This window comes from Nesterenkonia maliinae (assembly GCF_051262655.1).
GTDB lineage: Bacteria > Actinomycetota > Actinomycetes > Actinomycetales > Micrococcaceae > Nesterenkonia.
The window spans coordinates 482,529-500,964 of the sequence record NZ_JBIMEY010000001.1; the positions used below are offsets into that span (position 1 = coordinate 482,529).

16 protein-coding genes are annotated in these 18,436 nt (G+C 64.7%); 12 read left to right on the forward strand and 4 right to left on the reverse strand.

Translation table 11 applies throughout. The annotated features are described in order from the left end of the window. Nucleotides 1-122 precede the first annotated feature (122 nt). Both ACHAA4_RS02255 and ACHAA4_RS02260 read left to right on the forward strand, forming a co-directional pair. Entirely contained in the window at nucleotides 123-1,868 is a 1,746-nt protein-coding gene (locus tag ACHAA4_RS02255; protein ID WP_435772563.1) for a DNA-3-methyladenine glycosylase 2 family protein, read from the forward strand. Beyond that, the gene (locus ACHAA4_RS02260; RefSeq protein ID WP_435772564.1) at nucleotides 1,865-2,446 is read left to right on the forward strand and encodes a methylated-DNA--[protein]-cysteine S-methyltransferase; all 582 of its coding nucleotides are present in this window, start codon (nucleotides 1,865-1,867) and stop codon (nucleotides 2,444-2,446) included. Before ACHAA4_RS02255 ends, ACHAA4_RS02260 begins: the two co-directional genes overlap by 4 nt. On the opposite strand, the gene ACHAA4_RS02265 is transcribed toward ACHAA4_RS02260, so the two are convergent. Continuing rightward, nucleotides 2,364-5,705, reverse strand: coding sequence for a DNA polymerase III subunit alpha (locus tag ACHAA4_RS02265; protein ID WP_435772565.1), 3,342 nt, complete (start codon nucleotides 5,703-5,705; stop codon nucleotides 2,364-2,366). The two genes, ACHAA4_RS02260 and ACHAA4_RS02265, sit on opposite strands and share 83 nt — an antisense overlap. Then, nucleotides 5,681-6,031 (reverse strand): hypothetical protein, encoded by a 351-nt coding sequence (locus ACHAA4_RS02270; protein ID WP_435772566.1) that lies wholly within the window; start codon nucleotides 6,029-6,031, stop codon nucleotides 5,681-5,683. Before ACHAA4_RS02270 ends, ACHAA4_RS02265 begins: the two co-directional genes overlap by 25 nt. 296 nt (nucleotides 6,032-6,327) lie before the next feature. On the opposite strand from ACHAA4_RS02270, the gene ACHAA4_RS02275 reads away from it, so the two are divergent. Beyond that, nucleotides 6,328-6,837, forward strand: coding sequence for a DUF805 domain-containing protein (locus ACHAA4_RS02275; protein WP_435772567.1), 510 nt, complete (start codon nucleotides 6,328-6,330; stop codon nucleotides 6,835-6,837). Nucleotides 6,838-7,105: 268 nt separating this feature from the next. Here ACHAA4_RS02275 and ACHAA4_RS02280 read toward each other — a convergent pair whose 3' ends face one another. Further along, the gene (locus tag ACHAA4_RS02280; protein WP_435772568.1) at nucleotides 7,106-8,596 is read right to left on the reverse strand and encodes an NCS2 family permease; all 1,491 of its coding nucleotides are present in this window, start codon (nucleotides 8,594-8,596) and stop codon (nucleotides 7,106-7,108) included. A gap of 1,148 nt (nucleotides 8,597-9,744) precedes the next feature. On the opposite strand from ACHAA4_RS02280, the gene ACHAA4_RS02285 reads away from it, so the two are divergent. The 9 genes from ACHAA4_RS02285 to ACHAA4_RS02325 all read left to right on the forward strand — a co-directional run bounded on the left by ACHAA4_RS02285 (nucleotide 9,745) and on the right by ACHAA4_RS02325 (nucleotide 17,274). Continuing rightward, the gene (locus ACHAA4_RS02285) at nucleotides 9,745-10,881 is read left to right on the forward strand and encodes a PP2C family protein-serine/threonine phosphatase (protein ID WP_435772569.1); all 1,137 of its coding nucleotides are present in this window, start codon (nucleotides 9,745-9,747) and stop codon (nucleotides 10,879-10,881) included. Between the two features lie 192 nt (nucleotides 10,882-11,073). Beyond that, nucleotides 11,074-11,406 carry an STAS domain-containing protein gene (locus ACHAA4_RS02290; RefSeq protein ID WP_435772487.1) on the forward strand — a complete coding sequence of 111 codons (333 nt, stop codon included), beginning with the start codon at nucleotides 11,074-11,076 and terminating at the stop codon, nucleotides 11,404-11,406. Further along, complete coding sequence (locus ACHAA4_RS02295) at nucleotides 11,396-11,824, forward strand: ATP-binding protein (protein ID WP_435772570.1); 429 nt, start codon at nucleotides 11,396-11,398, stop codon at nucleotides 11,822-11,824. Before ACHAA4_RS02290 ends, ACHAA4_RS02295 begins: the two co-directional genes overlap by 11 nt. A 938-nt stretch (nucleotides 11,825-12,762) precedes the next feature. Next, on the forward strand, nucleotides 12,763-13,509 hold the full coding sequence (locus ACHAA4_RS02300) for a sortase domain-containing protein (RefSeq protein WP_435772571.1): 747 nt from the start codon (nucleotides 12,763-12,765) through the stop codon (nucleotides 13,507-13,509). Nucleotides 13,510-13,944: 435 nt separating this feature from the next. Further along, complete coding sequence (locus ACHAA4_RS02305; protein WP_435772572.1) at nucleotides 13,945-14,763, forward strand: GVDTG sorting domain-containing protein; 819 nt, start codon at nucleotides 13,945-13,947, stop codon at nucleotides 14,761-14,763. Between the two features lie 296 nt (nucleotides 14,764-15,059). Beyond that, a complete protein-coding gene (locus tag ACHAA4_RS02310) occupies nucleotides 15,060-15,488 on the forward strand; it encodes a hypothetical protein (RefSeq protein WP_435772573.1) in 429 nt (142 codons plus the stop codon). A 62-nt stretch (nucleotides 15,489-15,550) separates the two neighbouring features. Further along, nucleotides 15,551-15,988 carry a cytochrome b5 domain-containing protein gene (locus ACHAA4_RS02315; protein ID WP_435772574.1) on the forward strand — a complete coding sequence of 146 codons (438 nt, stop codon included), beginning with the start codon at nucleotides 15,551-15,553 and terminating at the stop codon, nucleotides 15,986-15,988. A gap of 368 nt (nucleotides 15,989-16,356) precedes the next feature. Beyond that, nucleotides 16,357-16,596, forward strand: a complete 240-nt coding sequence (locus ACHAA4_RS02320; RefSeq protein ID WP_435772575.1) for a hypothetical protein — start codon at nucleotides 16,357-16,359, stop codon at nucleotides 16,594-16,596. A 162-nt stretch (nucleotides 16,597-16,758) separates the two neighbouring features. Next, on the forward strand, nucleotides 16,759-17,274 hold the full coding sequence (locus ACHAA4_RS02325) for a DUF2306 domain-containing protein (RefSeq protein ID WP_435772576.1): 516 nt from the start codon (nucleotides 16,759-16,761) through the stop codon (nucleotides 17,272-17,274). A 178-nt stretch (nucleotides 17,275-17,452) separates the two neighbouring features. Here ACHAA4_RS02325 and ACHAA4_RS02330 read toward each other — a convergent pair whose 3' ends face one another. Beyond that, nucleotides 17,453-18,409, reverse strand: coding sequence for a GlxA family transcriptional regulator (locus ACHAA4_RS02330; protein WP_435772577.1), 957 nt, complete (start codon nucleotides 18,407-18,409; stop codon nucleotides 17,453-17,455). Nucleotides 18,410-18,436 lie beyond the last annotated feature (27 nt).

Below are 18,436 nucleotides of genomic sequence, written 5' to 3' on the forward strand. Positions count from 1 at the left end.
TAGCGGAATCGGACATCGTGAACATCCTGCGCCCGGTCACGTTCCATGCCGGACGCTGAAGCTGACAACCATCGATGGCCGCGTCCGATTCCCGCTAGCATTCTCTGCGTCAGGGATGTGGAATGGGACACATGGACCAGGACGAAGTGTTCGAGCGCCGCTACCGGGCCGTGAAGTCCCGGGATCGCCGCTTCGACGGGCAGTTCTACACCGCGGTCTCCTCCACGAAGATCTACTGCCGTCCCTCCTGTCCGGCGCAGACTCCGAAGCCCGAGAATGTCACCTTCTACTCCACCTCCGCCGCTGCGCACGAGCACGGCTACCGCGCCTGCAAGCGATGCCTGCCCGAAGCCGCTCCGGGCACCCCCGAATGGAACACCCGGCAGGACCTGGCCGGACGCGCCATGCGACTGATCCGCGAAGGCCACATGAACGACGGCGGCGTGGAGGCCCTGAGCGCACAGCTGGGCTACAGCAGCCGTCACCTGCACCGGACGCTGAGCGCGGAACTGGGCGCCGGACCGCTCGCACTCGCCCGGGCACACCGAATCCACCTGGCCCGGAGCCTGCTGGTCGGTACCTGCCTGCCGATCACCGAGATCGCCTTCGCCGCCGGGTTCTCCTCGGTGCGCCAGTTCAACGACACCGCCCGAGCCGTCCTCGGCGCGACACCCCGGGAGATCAGGGTGCGCGCCCAGCCTTCGGCGGGCGCTGCGCCGAAGCTCGCCGCGTCCAGCGCAGGCTCCCCCTCCGATTCCGCCTCCACCTCCGGCGCCGGCGCCGCGGCTGGAGCCTCTGCCACGGGACGGCTCGGGCTGCGTCTGGCCCTGCCGGTCCGGGAGCCCTTCAACGCGGTGGAGCTCTTCACCTTCCTGGCTGAACGTGCGCTTCCCGGCGTTGAGGCCACACAGCTCGACGACGAAGCGCTGGTCTACGCCCGGACCCTGCGGCTGGCCCACGGACCGGCCGCGATGCAGTTCACCGCGACACCTGCCACCGCGACCTCCGGCCGCAAGATCCCTGCCACAAGAGCCTGCACCGGTGAGGACCTTGCACCCTCGTCGCTGCAATGGCAGCTGCAGCTGGAGTGCGAACTCAGCGCCTGGGCCGACATCCCGGCCGCCGTCGCCGTGGCCCGTCGGCTCTTCGATCTCGACGCCGACCCGCTCGCCGTCGGCACCGCCCTCTCCGAAGACCCGGTGCTGGCTCCCCTGCTCGCCCGTGCCCCGGGGCTGCGGATCCCAGGGACCGCCGACGGTCCGGAGTATCTGATCCGCGCCATCGTGGGTCAGCAGATCTCGGTGACGGCCGCACGCACCCACCTCGGCCGGCTCGTCGACGCGCTGGGCACCAAGCACGAGTCTTCCTTCGCGGGACTGTCCCGGTTGTTTCCGACGCCGGAGGAGATCGTCGCGGGGATCCCGGCGCCGCCGTCGCGCACCGGTTCTGGTCCGCCGCCCGTCCTGGACCCGGAGCGACCACTGCGGCTGCCCGCCCGGTCCATCACCACCGTGCTCACCGCCGCGGCGGCCCTGGCCAGCGGAGAGCTCAGCCTGCACCAGGGAGCAGACACCCGGGCGCTGCATGACCAGCTCACCGCCATGCCGGGCATCGGGCACTGGACGGCGTCATATCTGATGCTGCGGGTGCTGGGCGACCCCGATGTCTGGATGACCGGCGACGTCGTCCTGCTGACCGGCGCCAAGAAGCTCGGCCTGTTGGACCCGGCATCCAAGAAGACTGCGGCGCACCGAGCGTTGGAGTCCCATGCTCGGCAGTGGTCGCCCTGGCGCTCCTATGCCGCGATGCACCTCTGGCAGGCGGCAAGCACTCCCCCAGCTCAGACTCGAAAGGTGACTGCACCATGACACGTCTCGGCAACAGCATGCATCACGTCAGCTTCAACACGCCAGATGGACCTTTCAGCATGGTCGCCGATGACAGTCACGTGCTGGCATCCGGATGGACCTGGGACATCGAGGCCCTGATCCAGCTGATCCACCCCAGTCTGCGCGTGGGCAGCTCTGAGAGCGTTGACGCCAGTAGCTCCGGCACGCACCCGGTGCTGAGTCATGCGGCTGAGGCGGTGGAAGCCTATTACAGCGGTGACACGGCGGCGGTGGACGGCGTGCCGGTGATGCAGCGCTCCGGGCCTTTTCGCGAGCAGGCCTGGGAGATGCTGCGTCAGGTGGCACCAGGCGCACCGCTGACCTACGCCGGGTACGCCGAGCGCGCGGGACGCCCGCGCGCGGTCAGAGCGGCGGCGGGGGCCTGCGCGATGAACGCGGCGGCGCTGTTCGTGCCCTGTCATCGGGTGATCCGCACCGACGGCGGGCTCGGCGGCTTCCGCTACGGGGTGCAGATCAAAGAGAGCCTGCTGCGGCGGGAAGCCGTCCCGGCACCGTCTCTCCCCGCAGATCCCAGGCGCGAGTCGCCTGCACGGTGACCGCCCGGGGTCCGGTGCGCCGGATGGTGCCTTCAGCCATCAGCATCTTCGCCGCGAAGAGACATTCCCTCGTATTGCGCTGAGCCTCCTCGAAGAAGCTCAGGTCTACGCAGCCGGTGCCGTCGTCGAGGGTGATGAACACGACGCGTTTCCCCGAGGCCATCGGCGGGGTCTGGGTGGCCACCCGGATCCCGGCCACCCGCACGGTGGCGCCGTTGCGCAGGGACAGCAGGTCCTCGGCGAAGGTGACCCCGGCCGCCTGCAGCACCGGGTGATGGAAGTCCATCACGTGTCCGCTGGTGTCCAGGGAGGTCAGGTCCAGCTCGGTGGTGACGATCTCTCGGGCCGCCAGCTCCCCCGCCCCGGTGGGCATGTTCGCGATCTCCACGTCCCCGATGGGCAGGGCCAGCTGACCCTGGACCTGGCGGGCCGGAAGCTTCTTGGCGTACTCCAGGTTGGTGGACTCCACCCACTGGATGAGGTCCTTGCGGTGCTTCCGGCCTTCCGGCAGCAGGCAGTCGAGGGCACCGACCTTGGCCAGGTCGCGCAGCGTGGAGCGTTTCAACCGCGACCGGTCGCGCAGATCCGCCAGGGAGGCGAAGGGCTGTTCTGCCTCGATCCTGCGCAGCTCGGCCCTCGAGATCCCCTTCAGCCCGACCAGTGACATCCGGATCCCCCACACCGGCAGCCCCGCCACCGAGGTCGCCTCCACGTGATAGCTGCTGGTGGAACGGTTGACGTCCATCGGCAGCAGCGGGATCTTCAGCCGACGGGCCTCGGAGACGAGCAGCCGCAGCGGGTACATGCCCGGGTCATGTTCGAACAAGCCGCAGAGGAAGTGGGCGGGGTGGTGGGTCTTGAGCCAGGCCGACTGGTAGGTGGGCACGGCGAAGGCCGCCCCATGGGCCTTGCAGAAGCCGAAGCTGCCAAAGCTGAGCAGGATCTCCCAGACCCGGTCGATCACCGCAGCGGAGTAGCCGCGTCTGGCCGTCTCCTCGCGGAAGAAGGCCTCCACCGGACCGGCCTTGTCCTTGCTCATCGCCCGGCGCAACTCATCGGCCACATCCAGGCCACATTCGGTCATCGTGTCGAAGATCCGCAGGACCTGTTCGTGAAAGACCACCACCCCGTAGGTCTCGTCGAGGATCGGCGCCAGATCGGGGTGTGGGTAGCCCACCGTCTCGTAGCCGTGGCGGCGTTCCAGGTACGGCTTGACCATGCCTGAGCCCATGGGGCCGGGGCGGAAAAGCGAGATGTCCACGACCAGGTCGTTGAGCGTCTTGGGCACCAGCTTGCCGATCAGCTCGCGCTGCCCGGGGCTCTCGATCTGGAAGCAGCCCAGAGTGTGGGTGGACTGGATCATCGCGAAGGTCGCGGGATCGGCATAGTCCACGTCCTTGACCATGTCGATGACCTCCCCGGTGGTGCGTTCGAGCTCGGTGAGCGCATAGGCGATCGCCGACTGCATCCGCACGCCCAGGATGTCGAGCTTGATGAACCCCATCGGGTCCATGTCGTCCTTGTCGAACTGGCTCATCGGCAGCCCGTTGACCCCGGAGCGCTCCACCGGGGTGAGCGTGAGCAGGTTGTTGTTGCCCAGGATCACGCCGCAGGGATGGGTGGAGATGTGACGGGGCAACCGGTCCAGACGTTCGGAGAGATCTACCAGCAGGTCCAGCTGCTGGCGTCCGGAGCTGCGTTCGGTCTTGATCCGCTCGGCCAGGCTTTGGAGCTCGGGCTTCTCCTCGAGGGCGCGGCGGAACTCCCGGGCGGGGAAGCGCCACATGATCTCCGCAAGCTGATCGATCTCTTCCTCGGGGAGTCCCAGCGCGAGCCCGGCGTCCCGGACCGCGCCACGGATCCGGTAGGCGTTCTGCATGCTCATCAGGGTGACCCGTTGGGAGCCGAAGCGTTTGAACACCGCTCGGTAGATTCGGTGCCGCTCGGAGGATTCCACGTCGATGTCGATATCAGGCAGCGTGGAGCGCCGGCGGGAGAGGAAGCGTTCGAAGATCAGTCCGTGCTGCAGCGGATCGATGGGACTGATTCCCAGGGCGTGGACCACCAGCGAGGAGACCGCCGAACCGCGGGCGGCGGCGCGGACCCCCATCTCGCGGATCAGTCGGGCCACCTCGGCCACGGTCAGGAAATAGGGGGCGAAGCCGAGGTCGGCGATGATGCTCAGCTCATGTTCCAGCCGCGCCCGCGCCGCACCAGTGCGCTTCTGGCCTGGGGCTTCATGATCGGGACTCGCGTCAGCCGCGGCTTCCTGGGCGAGCATCTCGGCGAGGCCGGCTTCGCAGCGAGCGCGCAGCTCCTCATCCGGGTCGCCCTCGATCCCGATCACGGAGGTCTCGGGCACCTTGGGCTGACCCCAGCCCATGTCTCTGACCGGGTCCAGCTGGCACTGGCGTCCCAGCGCCTCGGTGTTGGCAAGCAGCTCTTCGGCCGGGATCGCGGTGGTGCTGGCCGCGCAGATCTCTGCGGCCAGGGACTTCATCGCGGCGGCGGGCTTCAGCCAGCCCTGGTCGGTGGGCTGCAGCGCCGGGGTGCTGTGCAGATCCGAGAGCACCCGCACGGCGTCGAGCACATCAGCGGTGGCGGCCTCATCGGTGCTCAGCAGCCGCACCGCGTTGGTCAGCACCGGCGTGACTCGGCTGACCTGCGCGGCGCTGAGCATCCGGACCGCGTGGGCGGTGGACAGCGCCTCCCCTGGAGGCGCCAGGTGGGAGACGACCTCCACACGCAGCGCCTCACCGAGCACCTCGCGCCACTGGCGCAGCAGCGCCCGGGTGCTGCGGTAGTCCCGGGAGGCCGCGGCCGCACCGATCTCGCTCTCCGGCCCGGCGAGCACGAACAGGCGACGACGCACCTCGCCCTGCGTGGGGGCTGAGTGCTCGGCCAGGTCCTGCAGGCTCACCCGCGCGGCCTCGCCCTGCGGGCGTTCGTGGGCGCGGGAGATCAGCTGGCACAGCGCCGCATACCCACCGGTGGCATTGCTGGCGAGGACCACGGCCCGGCCACGATCCTCCACCGCGAGGCTGACGCCAAGGATCGGGGCGATGCCCAGGTCGATGCAGGCACCGAGGTGTTTGACCGCCCCGTAGAGCCCGTCCCGGTCGGTGATGGCAAGGGCTGTCATCTCATCCGCCGCGGCGGCGGCCACCAGTTCACCGGGCCGGTTGGTGCCGTAGTGACTGCTGAAGGAGCTGGCCACATTCAGGTGGGTGAAGGTCAATGGACCCGCACCAGACGCCAACGCCCGGAGGCCAGGTGCCGACTGACATCGATGGTGTGCACCTCGGCGGTCTCGGTGCGCGAGGTGGCTTCAAGCTGGACCTGCAGCCGCCACATCTCATGAGCCACCAGTCCGGGGCGACCCCGCTCGGCGCGGGGCTCCTCCAACCACCAGCTGCGGCGCTGATACCAGCGGACAGGGGCTTCGACCACGAGATGCCTCCGCTCTTTCCAGATCACCCGATGGGGCAGAAACTGCTCGTCGCATTCAACATCGATGGATTCAGTGAGCGTCACCGCTCCACGGCGGGGTGCTCGGTCGGCTTCGGGGCGAATAACAGTGGACATGGACAAGCTCCCTCTTTCATGTCTCCAAGAGGTATGACGAAACTGATGGGAGGCCCGGGAGCCTCATCGTATTCGAACATACATTCGATAGCAACAGAGGTGAGCTTAGGTCTGGGCACGGACACGGCCGACTGCACGGCAAGTCCGGAGAGCTCGGGCAAGACCCGGATGAGATCGGACAGCAGGAGGTCGATGGGACCAAAGCCTCTTTGTTTCACACCGAAACACGAGCAGAGTGTGCTCAATCGATGTGGCCTCTGACCCGTCCCTCAGCATGAGCAGATCGAGGATGTGCAATGCAGCTATACGCCGGTGAGACCATATGGCCAGTGGGCAACGTCTACGCGCCCGACGCCACGCTCTCGTCCTTCTTCGAGAACTACATCCAGTTCAGAGGCTACTCCACGCGCTCGGAGTTCTGGTGGCCCTTCCTGTTCCTGATCCTGGTCCACACTGCGATCGGCATGACGGCCATCATCACCATCAGCACCTTGTTCGTCGAAGACATCGTCACCGACGCGCGGGATCTCTTCGGAGTCGCCGGGTTCTCCCCCAGCGTCTGGCTCGAGGGCTTCGGCGCGATCTTCGCCGTCTCGATCCTCGGCCTGCACGTGTTGATCGCGGCGCTGACCATCCCGCCGCTGCTCGCCGTCACCTGGCGCCGACTTCACGATTCTGGGCTCCCGGGCTCGATGTTCTTCCTCGGTTTCATCCCGGTCATCGGATGGTTCGTGGTGCTCCTGCTGCTCGTGCGCCCCTCTGCGCCGGAGACGCACCACCCGGAGTTCACCGCCGCCTGGTACTAGGTGCTTCTCCCACAGCCAAGCCTGAAAAGCCCCCTGACGGTGCGTCGATCCGGGGGTCGAGCCACTATTCAGCGGTGCATCGGCTTCCCGCTGCATGGAAGGTCTCCATCCGGTCCGGATCACCCTGGCTGGGACTGCAGGCTGTCAGGGCTCCGAGGAATGCGACGGCAGATGCCGAAGACCACGTCTTTTCATGCTCCGACCACACTCAGCGCCACAGGGCAGCTCACCCAGGCGTTTTGGGATGACCTCGATAGTCTGTCCTCGGTCAGCCGACGCCCAGGGCCTCCTGGATCGGACCGGAGACGAAGTAGAGCACGAACAGCGCCGCGGTGACGTACATCAGCGGGTGCACTTCACGCCATTTGCCGCGGAAGACCTTGATGGCCACGTAGCTGATGAAGCCTGCACCGATGCCGTTGGTGATCGAGTAGGAGAATGGCATGACCACGATGGTCATGAAGGCGGGGATCGCCATCTCCACGTCGGTCCAGTCGATCCGCACGATCTGCTGCATCATCAGGAATCCGACCAGCACCAGAGTGGCGGAGGCCGCCTCGGTGGGGATCACGGCAGCCAGTGGGGCCAGCACGATGGTAGACAGGAAGAGCACTCCGGTGACCACGTTGGCCAGACCGGTCCGCGCGCCGTCGCCCACGCCCACGGTCGATTCGATGAACCCGGAGTTCACCGAGGTGGAGCCCACGCCGCCGCCGATGGTGCCGACCGCGTCAGCGACCATGATCCGGCGGGAGTGCGGGATGTCGCCGTCGGCGTCCTTGATTCCCCCGGCGTTGGAGACGCCCACCATGGTGCCCAGCAGGTCGAAGAAGTTGGCCAGCAGCAGGGTGAATATCGCGAGGGTGGCCGCGACCACGCCGATGCTCTGCCAGGAGCCCAGCAGGTTGAAGTCCCCGATCAGGCTCAGGTCGGGCATGGTCAGCCAGTCCTGGTTCAGGGTCGGCACGGTCAGGCCCCAGCCGTAAGGGTTCTCGGTGCCGTCCTCGGCCACCTGCGGGCCAATGCGGAAGACCGACTCGATGGTGATCGCCAGCACCGTGGCGCCCACGATCGAATACAGGATCGCGCCGCGGATCTTGGCCGCCCACATCGCGAAGAGGGCGAACATCGCGATGAGGAAGATCAGGATCGGCCAGCCGTAGAGCGACCCGCCGACGCCGAGCTCCAGCCCGGTGCCCCCGTTGTTCTGGATGAAGCCGGCGTTGACCATGCCGATCAGAGCGATGAACAGTCCGATGCCCACGCTGATCGCAATCTTGAGCGCGCCGGGGACGGCGTTGAAGATGGCGGAGCGGAATCCGGTGAGCACCAGGACCAGCAGGATCACACCCTCGATGACCACCAGTCCCATGGCATCGGCCCAGGTCATGCCAGGGAGCACGACGATGCCATAGGTGATGAAGGCCGAAAGTCCCAGGGAGGAGGAGACCGCCATCGGGAACTTGCCGATCACGCCCATGAGGATGGTCATCAGACCGGAGATCAGCGAGGTCGCGGCGGCGACGGCGGGCAGGTTCGGCTCCGAACCGCCACCGAGGAAGCTGCCGGTGGAGTCGGCTGAGGCGCCGATGATCAGCGGGTTCAACACGATGATGTAGGACATCGCGAAGAAGGTCGCCAGACCGCCGCGCACCTCCCGACCGATGCTCGAACCGCGGGCGGTGATGTGAAAATACCGGTCGAGAGCCCCGGGCTGTCGCGGCTCTGAGGTCTGGGAGGCGGGGGTCTGAGTGCTCACGGAGCACTACCTTATGGCCCCGCGAGTATTTCCGACCAACGGAATTCACCAGACGAGACCGGAGTCACGCGGAAATACTCGGGATGCCGACGTCGGGTGGTCGATATCGTGTGGATGAGGCTCAGTGCGTGAGGACGAGACCGCGACCAGCACGGCTGCATCGAGAGTTCGGGCTGGCCCGGCTGATGGTCCAGACCGTCGCTCGAGGGCGCGCGAACGCGGTGCTGGCGTACCCGTTCTACATGCTGATCGCACTGAGCTCCGGGGTGATGGGCCAGCTCTACGAAGCCGAGGACGGCCAGGGCGTCGTGAGCTTCGGTCGAGATCGCCTATGGAGTTTTGCCGTATTACTCGATGGACACCGCAGAGATCTTCGCGAACGCCACCGCCGGAGTGAACCTGACCACCGGCAGCCTGGGCACCGGGGCAACCCAGAGCAAACTCTCCCCTGCCGGAGTGCCGGCGATGCCTACCGACCACTACGACTCCCAAGACACAACCTCGGCCTCCCTGGGGATACCTGGCGGTCAGGGGTCGATCAGGACACCGGGTGCGATTTACCGGCGGGGACCTGCGCTTCCGGGACGCCTCCGGGTTCAACCAGTGCCTCACCCCCGGTGCGGATGGGATCCTGGTCGCTCCTGACGGACTCAACGCGACCCTGGAACGAACCGACGATGATGGGTTCATCATCGATTACCACTGGACGGGCCAGCAGATGCACCTCAACGCAGGTGGCTATCTGATGGAGTCCACCGACCGCAACGGGGTCGGGATGAGTTGTTCCTCCGAGGACCGCAGGGTGACTGAGGTCCAGGACCCGGCAGGGCGGGCCCTAAGGTCGAATACGACGATGCGGCGAACACGATCACTTATGCGCTCCCCGAGGGGAAGCGCGAGAACCTCTACACCCAGGACGATAACGGGTTCTTGGAACTCATGGTGTATACATATAAATAAATTAGAGAAGTATTTTCTTTACCTTAATTGTTATTTTTTATTGCGATATACAACTACTTCGGAACTCTGCGTCGGCGATGGTCTTCCCTAGTATGAGTAGACCTCGTTACGTTCAGCGTGCGTGGACTAAAGTATCGATAAAGCATGAGCTAAACGAAGACTAAGGGGCCCCGGGGATGTTCGATGAGATGAAGAGGCAGCATGCCCTGGACGCCCTGAGTATCCTCGACACTCCCCCCGATGAACGGGTCGACCGGATCACCCGGATGGCGCAACAGATCTTCGGGGTCCCCATGGTCAGCGTCACATTATTGGATCGGGAACGGCAGTGGCGCAAGTCCGAGATCGGACTCGGCGGGCCAGAAGCTCCACGCCAGGACGCCTTCTGCGAGGCCACAATCCAGCAGACAGGGACGCTAGTCGTTGAAGACGCCACAAAACATGAGCGCTTCGCCTCCAATCCCTTTGTGCAGAGCGATCCCCACCTTCGCTTCTATGCAGGTCACCCGATCAAAGCCCCGGGAGGGGAACAGGTCGGCACGCTCTGTCTCATGGACACCACACCACGGGAATTCGATAAGCAGGAACGCGACCTTCTAGAGGACCTGGCCATCTGGGTGCAGACCGAGCTCGCCCAACAGCACGAACTGGACCACGCGGCCGTGGTCCAGCGCGCGCTGGCCCCGCGCAACCTCCCCCAGCCCCCCGGATTCACCGTCACCGCCGCCTCCGCGCCGGCGGGCGCCGTCTCCGGAGACTTCCACGACGTGACCCTGCACGATGACCAGCTCCGCATCACCCTGGCAGACGTCATGGGCAAGGGCATCGGTGCCGGCATCATCGCCTCTGCCGTCCGCGCCTCCATGCGCACCGCACCCGAACGTTCGCTGCTCAGAACGGTGAGCGAGATCGACGCCATGCTGGAACACGACGTCGGGGACCTGCACATGTTCGTCACGCTCTTCTGCGGCGACCTCGACACCCGCACCGGAGAGATCACCTACGTCGACGGCGGACACAGCCTCAGCTTCATCCTGCGCGCCGACGGCAGCTGGGAACACCTGAACTCCACCGGGCTCCCCCTCGCCATGGGCCTCGACGAGCCCCACGGCCTCGGCACCGCGCGGCTGAACCCCGGAGACGCGCTGCTGAGCTGCAGCGACGGACTGCTCGACCTGCTTGACCTGGATGACCCCTTCCACGAAGTCGAACAGGTACTCCGCGAATACGGCATCGACGGCGCCGTCCAAGAAGCGCTGCGCCGCGCCGTCAAGGTTAAGGCCACCGACGACGTCACCGTGGTCGTGATCAGGAGAGACTCATGACCCTCGAGCCAATCCTGCTCCACATCTTCACCCTCCTCGCGAGGCTGATCAGCAACAAATACGCACCCTGGGACTGGAAGACATTCCTAAGCGTGGAGACCTGAACGCACACAGCGCGGCCCTGAGCATCGTCATCCAAGCCCTGCGCTACAAGGGACCCGCAGCACACGCCGAAGAGGCAGAAGGAACACCATGAATCTGAACGTCTCCACCCATCCACACCATGCCGTCGTGCGCCCCGAAGGACGACTCACCGCCGCGGGCGCTCCACGGCTCAAGCAGGCGATCAAGAAGCTCATCGAGGACGGGAATCCCCGCATCGTAGTGGACCTGGCCCAGACCGAGTTCATCGACTCCTCCGGACTCGGCGCGCTGATCGGCGGCTTGAAAGCGGCCCGACTCGCCGAGGGCGATCTGCGGCTCGCCGCAGCCAGCGACTCGGTCAAGAGCGTCTTGAAGCTGACCAGCCTTGATCGCGTGCTCCGCGACCACCCCACCGTCGAGGCGGCCTTCGGTGACAGCTGATGGGGGCTCCCGCGTCACCCTGACCGGGGCGGCGGAGCTGGACTTCGTGGATCGGGTGCTCACCGCCCTGGAAGAGCTCTTCCAAGGCGCCGGTGACCTCACCGATGAGGATCGCACCTTCTTCTCGCTCGCGGTCAGCGAGATCATCACCAACATCGTCATGCACTCGAACTGTCAGGGCGACGCCGGGGTCACCGTCACCGCGGACCTCACGGTCGACGCCGCCGCGCTCTCGGCCCGCTTCCAGGACGACGCCGCGCCGGTGACCATCGCACTGCACGAGGCGGAGCTTCCCGAGGAACTGGCGGAGTCTGGCCGCGGTCTGGCCATAGCAACCATGGCACTGGATCATCTCAGCCACGAGGTGAACAATGGTCACACCTGGACCCTGATGCGAAGGCGCCGCGCTTCAGAGTAAATCATAGTAAAGGACACAACTTTGTCCGCTCCATCACACATTCTCCCTAGGCTTCCTTTCGGAGATGAAGGCCTCAAAGAGGTCACGGGTCTAGCAATATGAATAGGCACGTCCTCACAAGACCAGTCGCCACTCGTTCATGACCGTCCCCTACCAAAGTCGCCTGGCGGTGATCGTCGCCTCCTCTCCCGCCAGCGCACATAACCGATGGCCTAGCGGGCGGCAGTAGCCGCCTGCTCCTGCTACCTGCTAACCCGGACGCGGCACGGTAACGAGCAGACCGTGAGGCGACCTACCCGCTACCGCAACCCGCCCACACCGGGGTCCTCGCTGGACGGGGCCCCGATTAATCAGGTGAGTCTCAGCTGGAGAGCTAGGCCGGATCCTCACCCCGGGCAGCTTTGACGAAGCGTGAGGGATCATCGACAAGAATTTGAATCGAGCGGGCCTCGATACCGGCACGGCTTGCCTTCGCAACGTCAGCCGGATCAACCTTCGGGCCGTCGACTCGCGCCATCATGTCGGTGTCCGCGGCATAGAGACATCGTCGAGGCCTACCGCAGAGCCAAGAAACGCTAACCATTCACGGAATCCTCCAAGATACGGCCTGTGGACAACGGTTCGTTACTCCCCGGCCCTGCCTATTTTCATCAGCCCATATCCATCAGCCTTGCCGCATAGGCGATGGCCCAGTAAGCGGCGGGCACTGGAAAATAGAGACGATCCGTTCGAATCAGCCTCTCCTTCTATCCACTGTGACTGTGCGAGCTCGGCACTGGGCTTCACCTTTGGCCTGGCGGATTCCGACCCGGGTCGTGTAGTTCACCGGATACGTGGTGAGTCGGAATGTAGATTGGGGACGCCCCCCCTGGTGTGGGTAATGGGAAGTCGAATCAGATCGCTGCCGCCCAGAAGGTCCAACCCGAAAGAGAACCACCATGCTTCCTCTCCGCCGGCACCACCCCGAGGCCACCCCCGCCGCACCAGCCAGCCCACGCCGCAGCGGCGCGCTGGCCCTCAGCTGCGCACTCATGCTGGCCCTCTCAGCATGTTCGCCCGGCCAGGACACAGAGCCCGCCGCCGGCGAAGAAGCAGCCCCCGCAGCCATCGAATCCGAGACGAGCGCACCGGAGACGACAGAACCCGCCGAGCCAGCGGAGACCGAAGCAGACCAAAACAGCCAGGACGCTCAGGAAGACGAAAGCCCCGAAACGACACCCGAAGCCGCCCCCGAGGCAGCACCGCCGGCGTCCTTCTCCATCCCGGCCATCGGCGCGGGCTCGGACCTTCTGCACCTCGGCCTGCGCGAGAACGACACGCTCGACGTCCCACCCGGCGACCCCGGCTCGCCAGCGAGCTGGTACACCGGCTCACCCGCACCAGGCGAGTCGGGCCCGGCAGTGCTGCTGGGCCACGTCGATGACTCCCTGGGCCAGCCCGGGGTCTTCGCCGACCTGCCCGCTCTCGTGGAAGGCGACGAGATCACCGTCGACCAAGAAGACGGCGAGACCGCCACCTTCGTGGTGACCAAGGCCGAGCAGTACGGGAAGACCACCTTCCCCACCCTGGAGGTCTACGGCAACACCGAAGACCCAGAACTGCGGCTCATCACCTGCGACGGCTACAACGAGGCAACCGGCGAATACGAAGACAACTACGTGGTCTACGCGACCCTCGCCGGATAGCCCCGCTCAGGCGCCGGGCGAGACTCAAGGCCGGATGACTGGCACGTCCCAGCAGCCACCAGCACAGAAGGCACCTGCTCCTCTGAGTTTGATCCAGGTTTAACGAGACGGCGCGTTCCCCAATTGACGACTAAAAGTTAGACCATCGAAATATTCACTCTTTATGAGTGATCTGGGTTACCATCAAAGCGTCGCATTCGGGACCCTGGATGCGAGACCCACTACGTCATCGACTTCTACAAGATGGCAGCCCAGATTCTTACCGGAGCCAAACAATCGGGCATCCCCGGCTGAAGCCAATCGGTGAGCCGAGTAAGTTTTCTTGGAAATTTTCCATCCGATCCTGATCTCGTTCCGAACTCCGCATAAGCGGACTGTTCGAGACCACGATCAAAAGTCCGTAGAACCACACCCTTCTTATGAGGAGTCCCTCTTATGCGTACCTCCAAATTCTTCGCTGTTCCCACCCTGGCGCTCGGCGCCATTCTGCTCAGCGCCGGCCCAGCAATGGCCCATTCCGATCACGGCGGTGCCAGCGACGGCGCCGCCACCTCCACCTCCAGCGAGTCCTGGTCCTTCCAGACCAGCCTGGATCCCCTGAACAACAGCGGCACCGTCGGCGACGTGCTGATCGAGGGCCAGGGCAACCAGGCCACGGTCTACATGACAGTCGACGGCGCAGCCGAGACCTTCATGGACGGCCCCTTCCCCCACGCCCAGCACATCCACTTCGGCTCCCAGGGCCAGTGCCCCGGCCCCGACGCTGACGTCGACGGCGACGGCGCTATCAACGTCGAAGAAGGCGCACCCTTCTACGGCGGGATCGGCACCTCGCTGACCATCGAGGGTGACACCTCACCGGACTCCGGCCTGGCAGTGGAGCGCTTCCCCGGTGGCAGCAGCTACACCTACGAGCGCGACCTGGAGATCTCCGATGACGTGCTGGCCTCCATCGTCGATGGCACCGGCGTCGTCGTGGTCCACGGCGTGGACCCCACGGTCCTGACCGAGGAAGCCGCGAACAAGCAGTCCGAGCTCGATGAGTCCCTGCCGAACGCTGCGACCCTTCCCGCCGCCTGCGGCACGCTGACCGCCTCGCAGATGGGTGAAATGCCTGAAGGTGGCGCCGACACCGGTGTCTCCGGCGGCTCACAGAACAACAGCATCGCTATGGCCGCCGGCGGCGGAGCACTCGCTCTCGGCGCCATCGGTGCCGGTGCGTACTTCATGCGCAAGCGCACCGTCGAGTCCTGATCCGCGACACCCGACCAGCAGGATGAGTGACCTCCCGCGCGGGGACTGACTCATGGTGCTGAAACGGCGCAGATCACGGTGAACGCATGGCGGTGGCCCTACAGATCCCTCCAGGTTCTGTGGGGCCACTGCTATATCAGACCACCACCTGTGGCCGTCCCCGGGTACCAGTCGCGGGATCCATTCATCGAGCTCAGCCAATCACAGCCCCGCCGCTGGTGCGCTCTGGAGAGCGCAATCCCCGCAAACGACGACTCACCCCAGTCCAGACAAAGAAAGCGAGAGGCAGACCGCACATGTTCTCCTCCCCCACGCTTCTCATCGCGGCTCGGTGCCTGGCCCTGGCAAACCTCGCAGCCCTGGGGTTCCTCTTTGCTTCGGCCGGTCTCTACGTCCAGGACTTCCGCGGACTCGGGGTGCATGGTCTTGCAGCCATTGGGATTCACGTCACCTCAGGATTCCTCGCCGTGACCCTCCTTCTCTTTGCTCGGGCGACCAAGACCGGTCTGGTGTCATCGATCATCGCGGTCGCACTGTTCGGCTTGACCTTCCTCCAAGCCTTCTTGGGCAGCGCCATGACACTGACTCAGCACGTCAGTGGAGCATTGATCCTCACCGTGATGGCGACCTGGCTCACCGCCTGGGCCTTCTCCTCCCAGCGTCGCAGCGACGCCGGCAGCCGATCTGAATCTCGTAGTGATCAGCTAGAAGGAGCACCGTCATGAACACCATCACGCGGAAACTGAACTGGAGACAGTCTCTCCTGGTCCCAGTAGCAGCCGGCAGCATGCTTGTCCTCTCAGCATGCGGCCAGAGCGCAGACGAAGCTCAAGACGCCCCCGAGCCCGAAACAGCACAGGACACCGAGGCCCCTCAAGAGACCGAAGCCGACCAGACAGAGACTGCCCCGGCAGACGACGAGAACACCGAAGCAGAAGAAGACACCACTGAGAACAACGAGGTGGAAGAGGATCAGGACACTTCCGACGATGTCCTGACCATGGAGCAAGTCGAGGAAAACGACTCTCCCGACTCCTGCTGGGCCGTCATGGACGGGACCGTCTACGACCTCACCGACTGGATCGAGGATCATCCAGGCGGCGCCGACCGTATCGAAGGGTTGTGCGGCACTGATGCAGCAGCGGCCTTCGAAGGCCAGCACGGCGGCAGCGAAGGCCCCGAGCAGCAGCTCACCGAATTCGAGATCGGCACCCTCGAGAACTGATCCGCTCACCATCGACAGAGGTAGACGAGGGCCCTTTGCCCTTGTTCGGAACTGTAGGCGACCGTATGGAACCGCAAGTGGTTCCTTGGAGACTCTGGTCTGCCATGGATTTGGTGGCGGCGATAGAAGAAGCGACGTCGCGCTGCGTCTGGCGCTGGACTACAGCTCCCGGATCGATCGACTTATCTTGTTGGACTGCATCCCGATCAGCGAGCACCTCGCTCGAGCTGATGCACGTTTCGCCACCTCTTGGTGGCACTGGTTCCTCTTCTCCCAGCCGGAGATCCCCGAACGAATCATCCATGCGGACCCCGACAGCTGGCGGTCTCGGCGCAGGAACCGTCATGGCTATCGCCTCGAATGAACTGATGAGCTCAGCCCCCACCACGCGCACCGCTGACGCCGGAGCGATCCAAGAAAGCGCCTTCGCCCTCGGAGCCGGCACAGGCATCGCCAGCCTCGGGGTCATCGCCCTGCACTACAGCAGTGTCTATGGCAATGACCTAGCGGGTGGCATCCACACCACACTGGGACTCAGTGCCTTCCTCTACGCGTTCTTCGGCATCGCCGCGGCACTGATCCTCACGGCACAGAAACGAGGCACCTAACCCTCCCGTGTCGCTCCAATACCCGCTGCCGTTCACGGAGCTGGCGGCCCGCTTGCATCGATGATGCCCGCTACTTACGAGCGTCACTGCAACCTCGAGATCATTTACCTCCGAAGGTTGAGTATGTAGCGTTGCAACCACCACCTCCCGCTTGGAGCATTCATGGAGCCCTGGACCGCGCTCATCGCAGTACACGCATTCTTTGCTGCTTTCGCGTTACTCCTGGGCGGCTTCCAGTTGCTGCGTCCCAGAAAGGGAGACCGGTGGCACGTGTACGTCGGGAGAGTGTGGATGGTGGGCATAGCGGTGACGTCTCTGTCTGCCTTCTGGATCGGAGGCTACTCCACGTTCATGGAACTGTTCCTCAAGACGTTGGCCGTGATCTCGATCGCGTCGATCGCCATCGCCTGGTGGCGCCTTAAGAAGGGCGACATCGCCAAACACGCGGGATTCATGACGGGGGCTTATCTGGGACTCGTCGGGGCGTTCATCGGCGTGATCGTCGTGCCGGAGAGACGGATACCCAATTCCTTCCGGATACACACCGAGGAGGCAATCTTCGCCACCCTGATCATTGTGGTGATTGCGGCGTCGGTCATCGGCGTCGCGCGGGTTGTGGCTCTTTCTCGGATGAGGCGCCAACGGACCACTGTCGGTGACAAGGCAGCCGTGCCCTGACACGACCCTGAGGTGACGAGGTTAGATCAGCTGAGCGGAGTTGATTACCACTCGATGGTTGCGCGTCGCAGGGGCAGCGAAGGACTCTCCGTTTTACTCAAAAGCGTTTCGTTGCGCGCAAGCCGATCCCTCAGCGGGCAGTCCCGGAGGAAGCACTATGGGTGTTCCTTGGGTGGTCTCAGTCGCCTCGAGGTGAAAGGCCGAACTGCCGCCGGTATTGAGACGGCGAGACTCCAAGCGATCGGACGAAGTTCTGCCGCAACGTGACAGCGCTTCCGAAGCCGCATCTCTCCGCGAGGTGTTCGATACTGAGGTCTGTGGACTCCAGCAACCTGCGCGCCTCGTTGATGCGTTGTGACATCACCCACGCAGCCGGGGTCATTCCCGTCACGGCCGGAAAATCACGGACAAATGATCGAGGGCTCATCTGGGCCTTCTGCGCGAGGCGCCGAATCGGTAGAGACTCATCCAGATGTTCCAAGGCCCATGTCATCGCCAGTGTCAGCTGGTCCTCTCCGGCGTTCCGGGGAAGTGGACGGTCGATGTACTGGGCCTGGCCGCCTTCCCGATGCGGGGCGATCACCAGACTGCGGGCCACCGCGTTGGCCGCTTCAACCCCCAGGCGGGAGCGCACTAGATGCAGACAGGCATCCAACCCCGACGCCGTACCTGCGGCTGTCAGCACGTCATCATGATCAATGTAGAGAACCGTCTCATCGAATTCTAGACCCGGGTGGCGCTGCGCGAGCAGATCGAATGCCCGCCAATGGGTGACAGCAGTCCGCCCCTGCAAAAGACCAGTGTCCACAACAGGTATGGAGCCAAGACACAGTCCCACGATCGTGGCCCCACCGTCATGGGCTGCCCGCAGAATCCGGAGGAAGGAGTCACCGGCGGGGCGTGCATCGGTGTGCCAGGTGGGAACGACGAGCATATCGACACCTCTCACCATCTCCGGACCGCTCACGCCGGAGATCTCGTACCCCTCCGCAGTAGTGATTGACCCTGACTGATCGCTGAACAGGAAAGTCTCCCAATCCGCGATTCCCTGTCGCGCGACTTCAGCGAAGACCATCTGAGGGACTGAGAGGTGGAACATCGTCGCTCCGGTGAACGCGTAGATCCCGATGCGCATGCGAACTCCCTTGACCTCATGAGACGG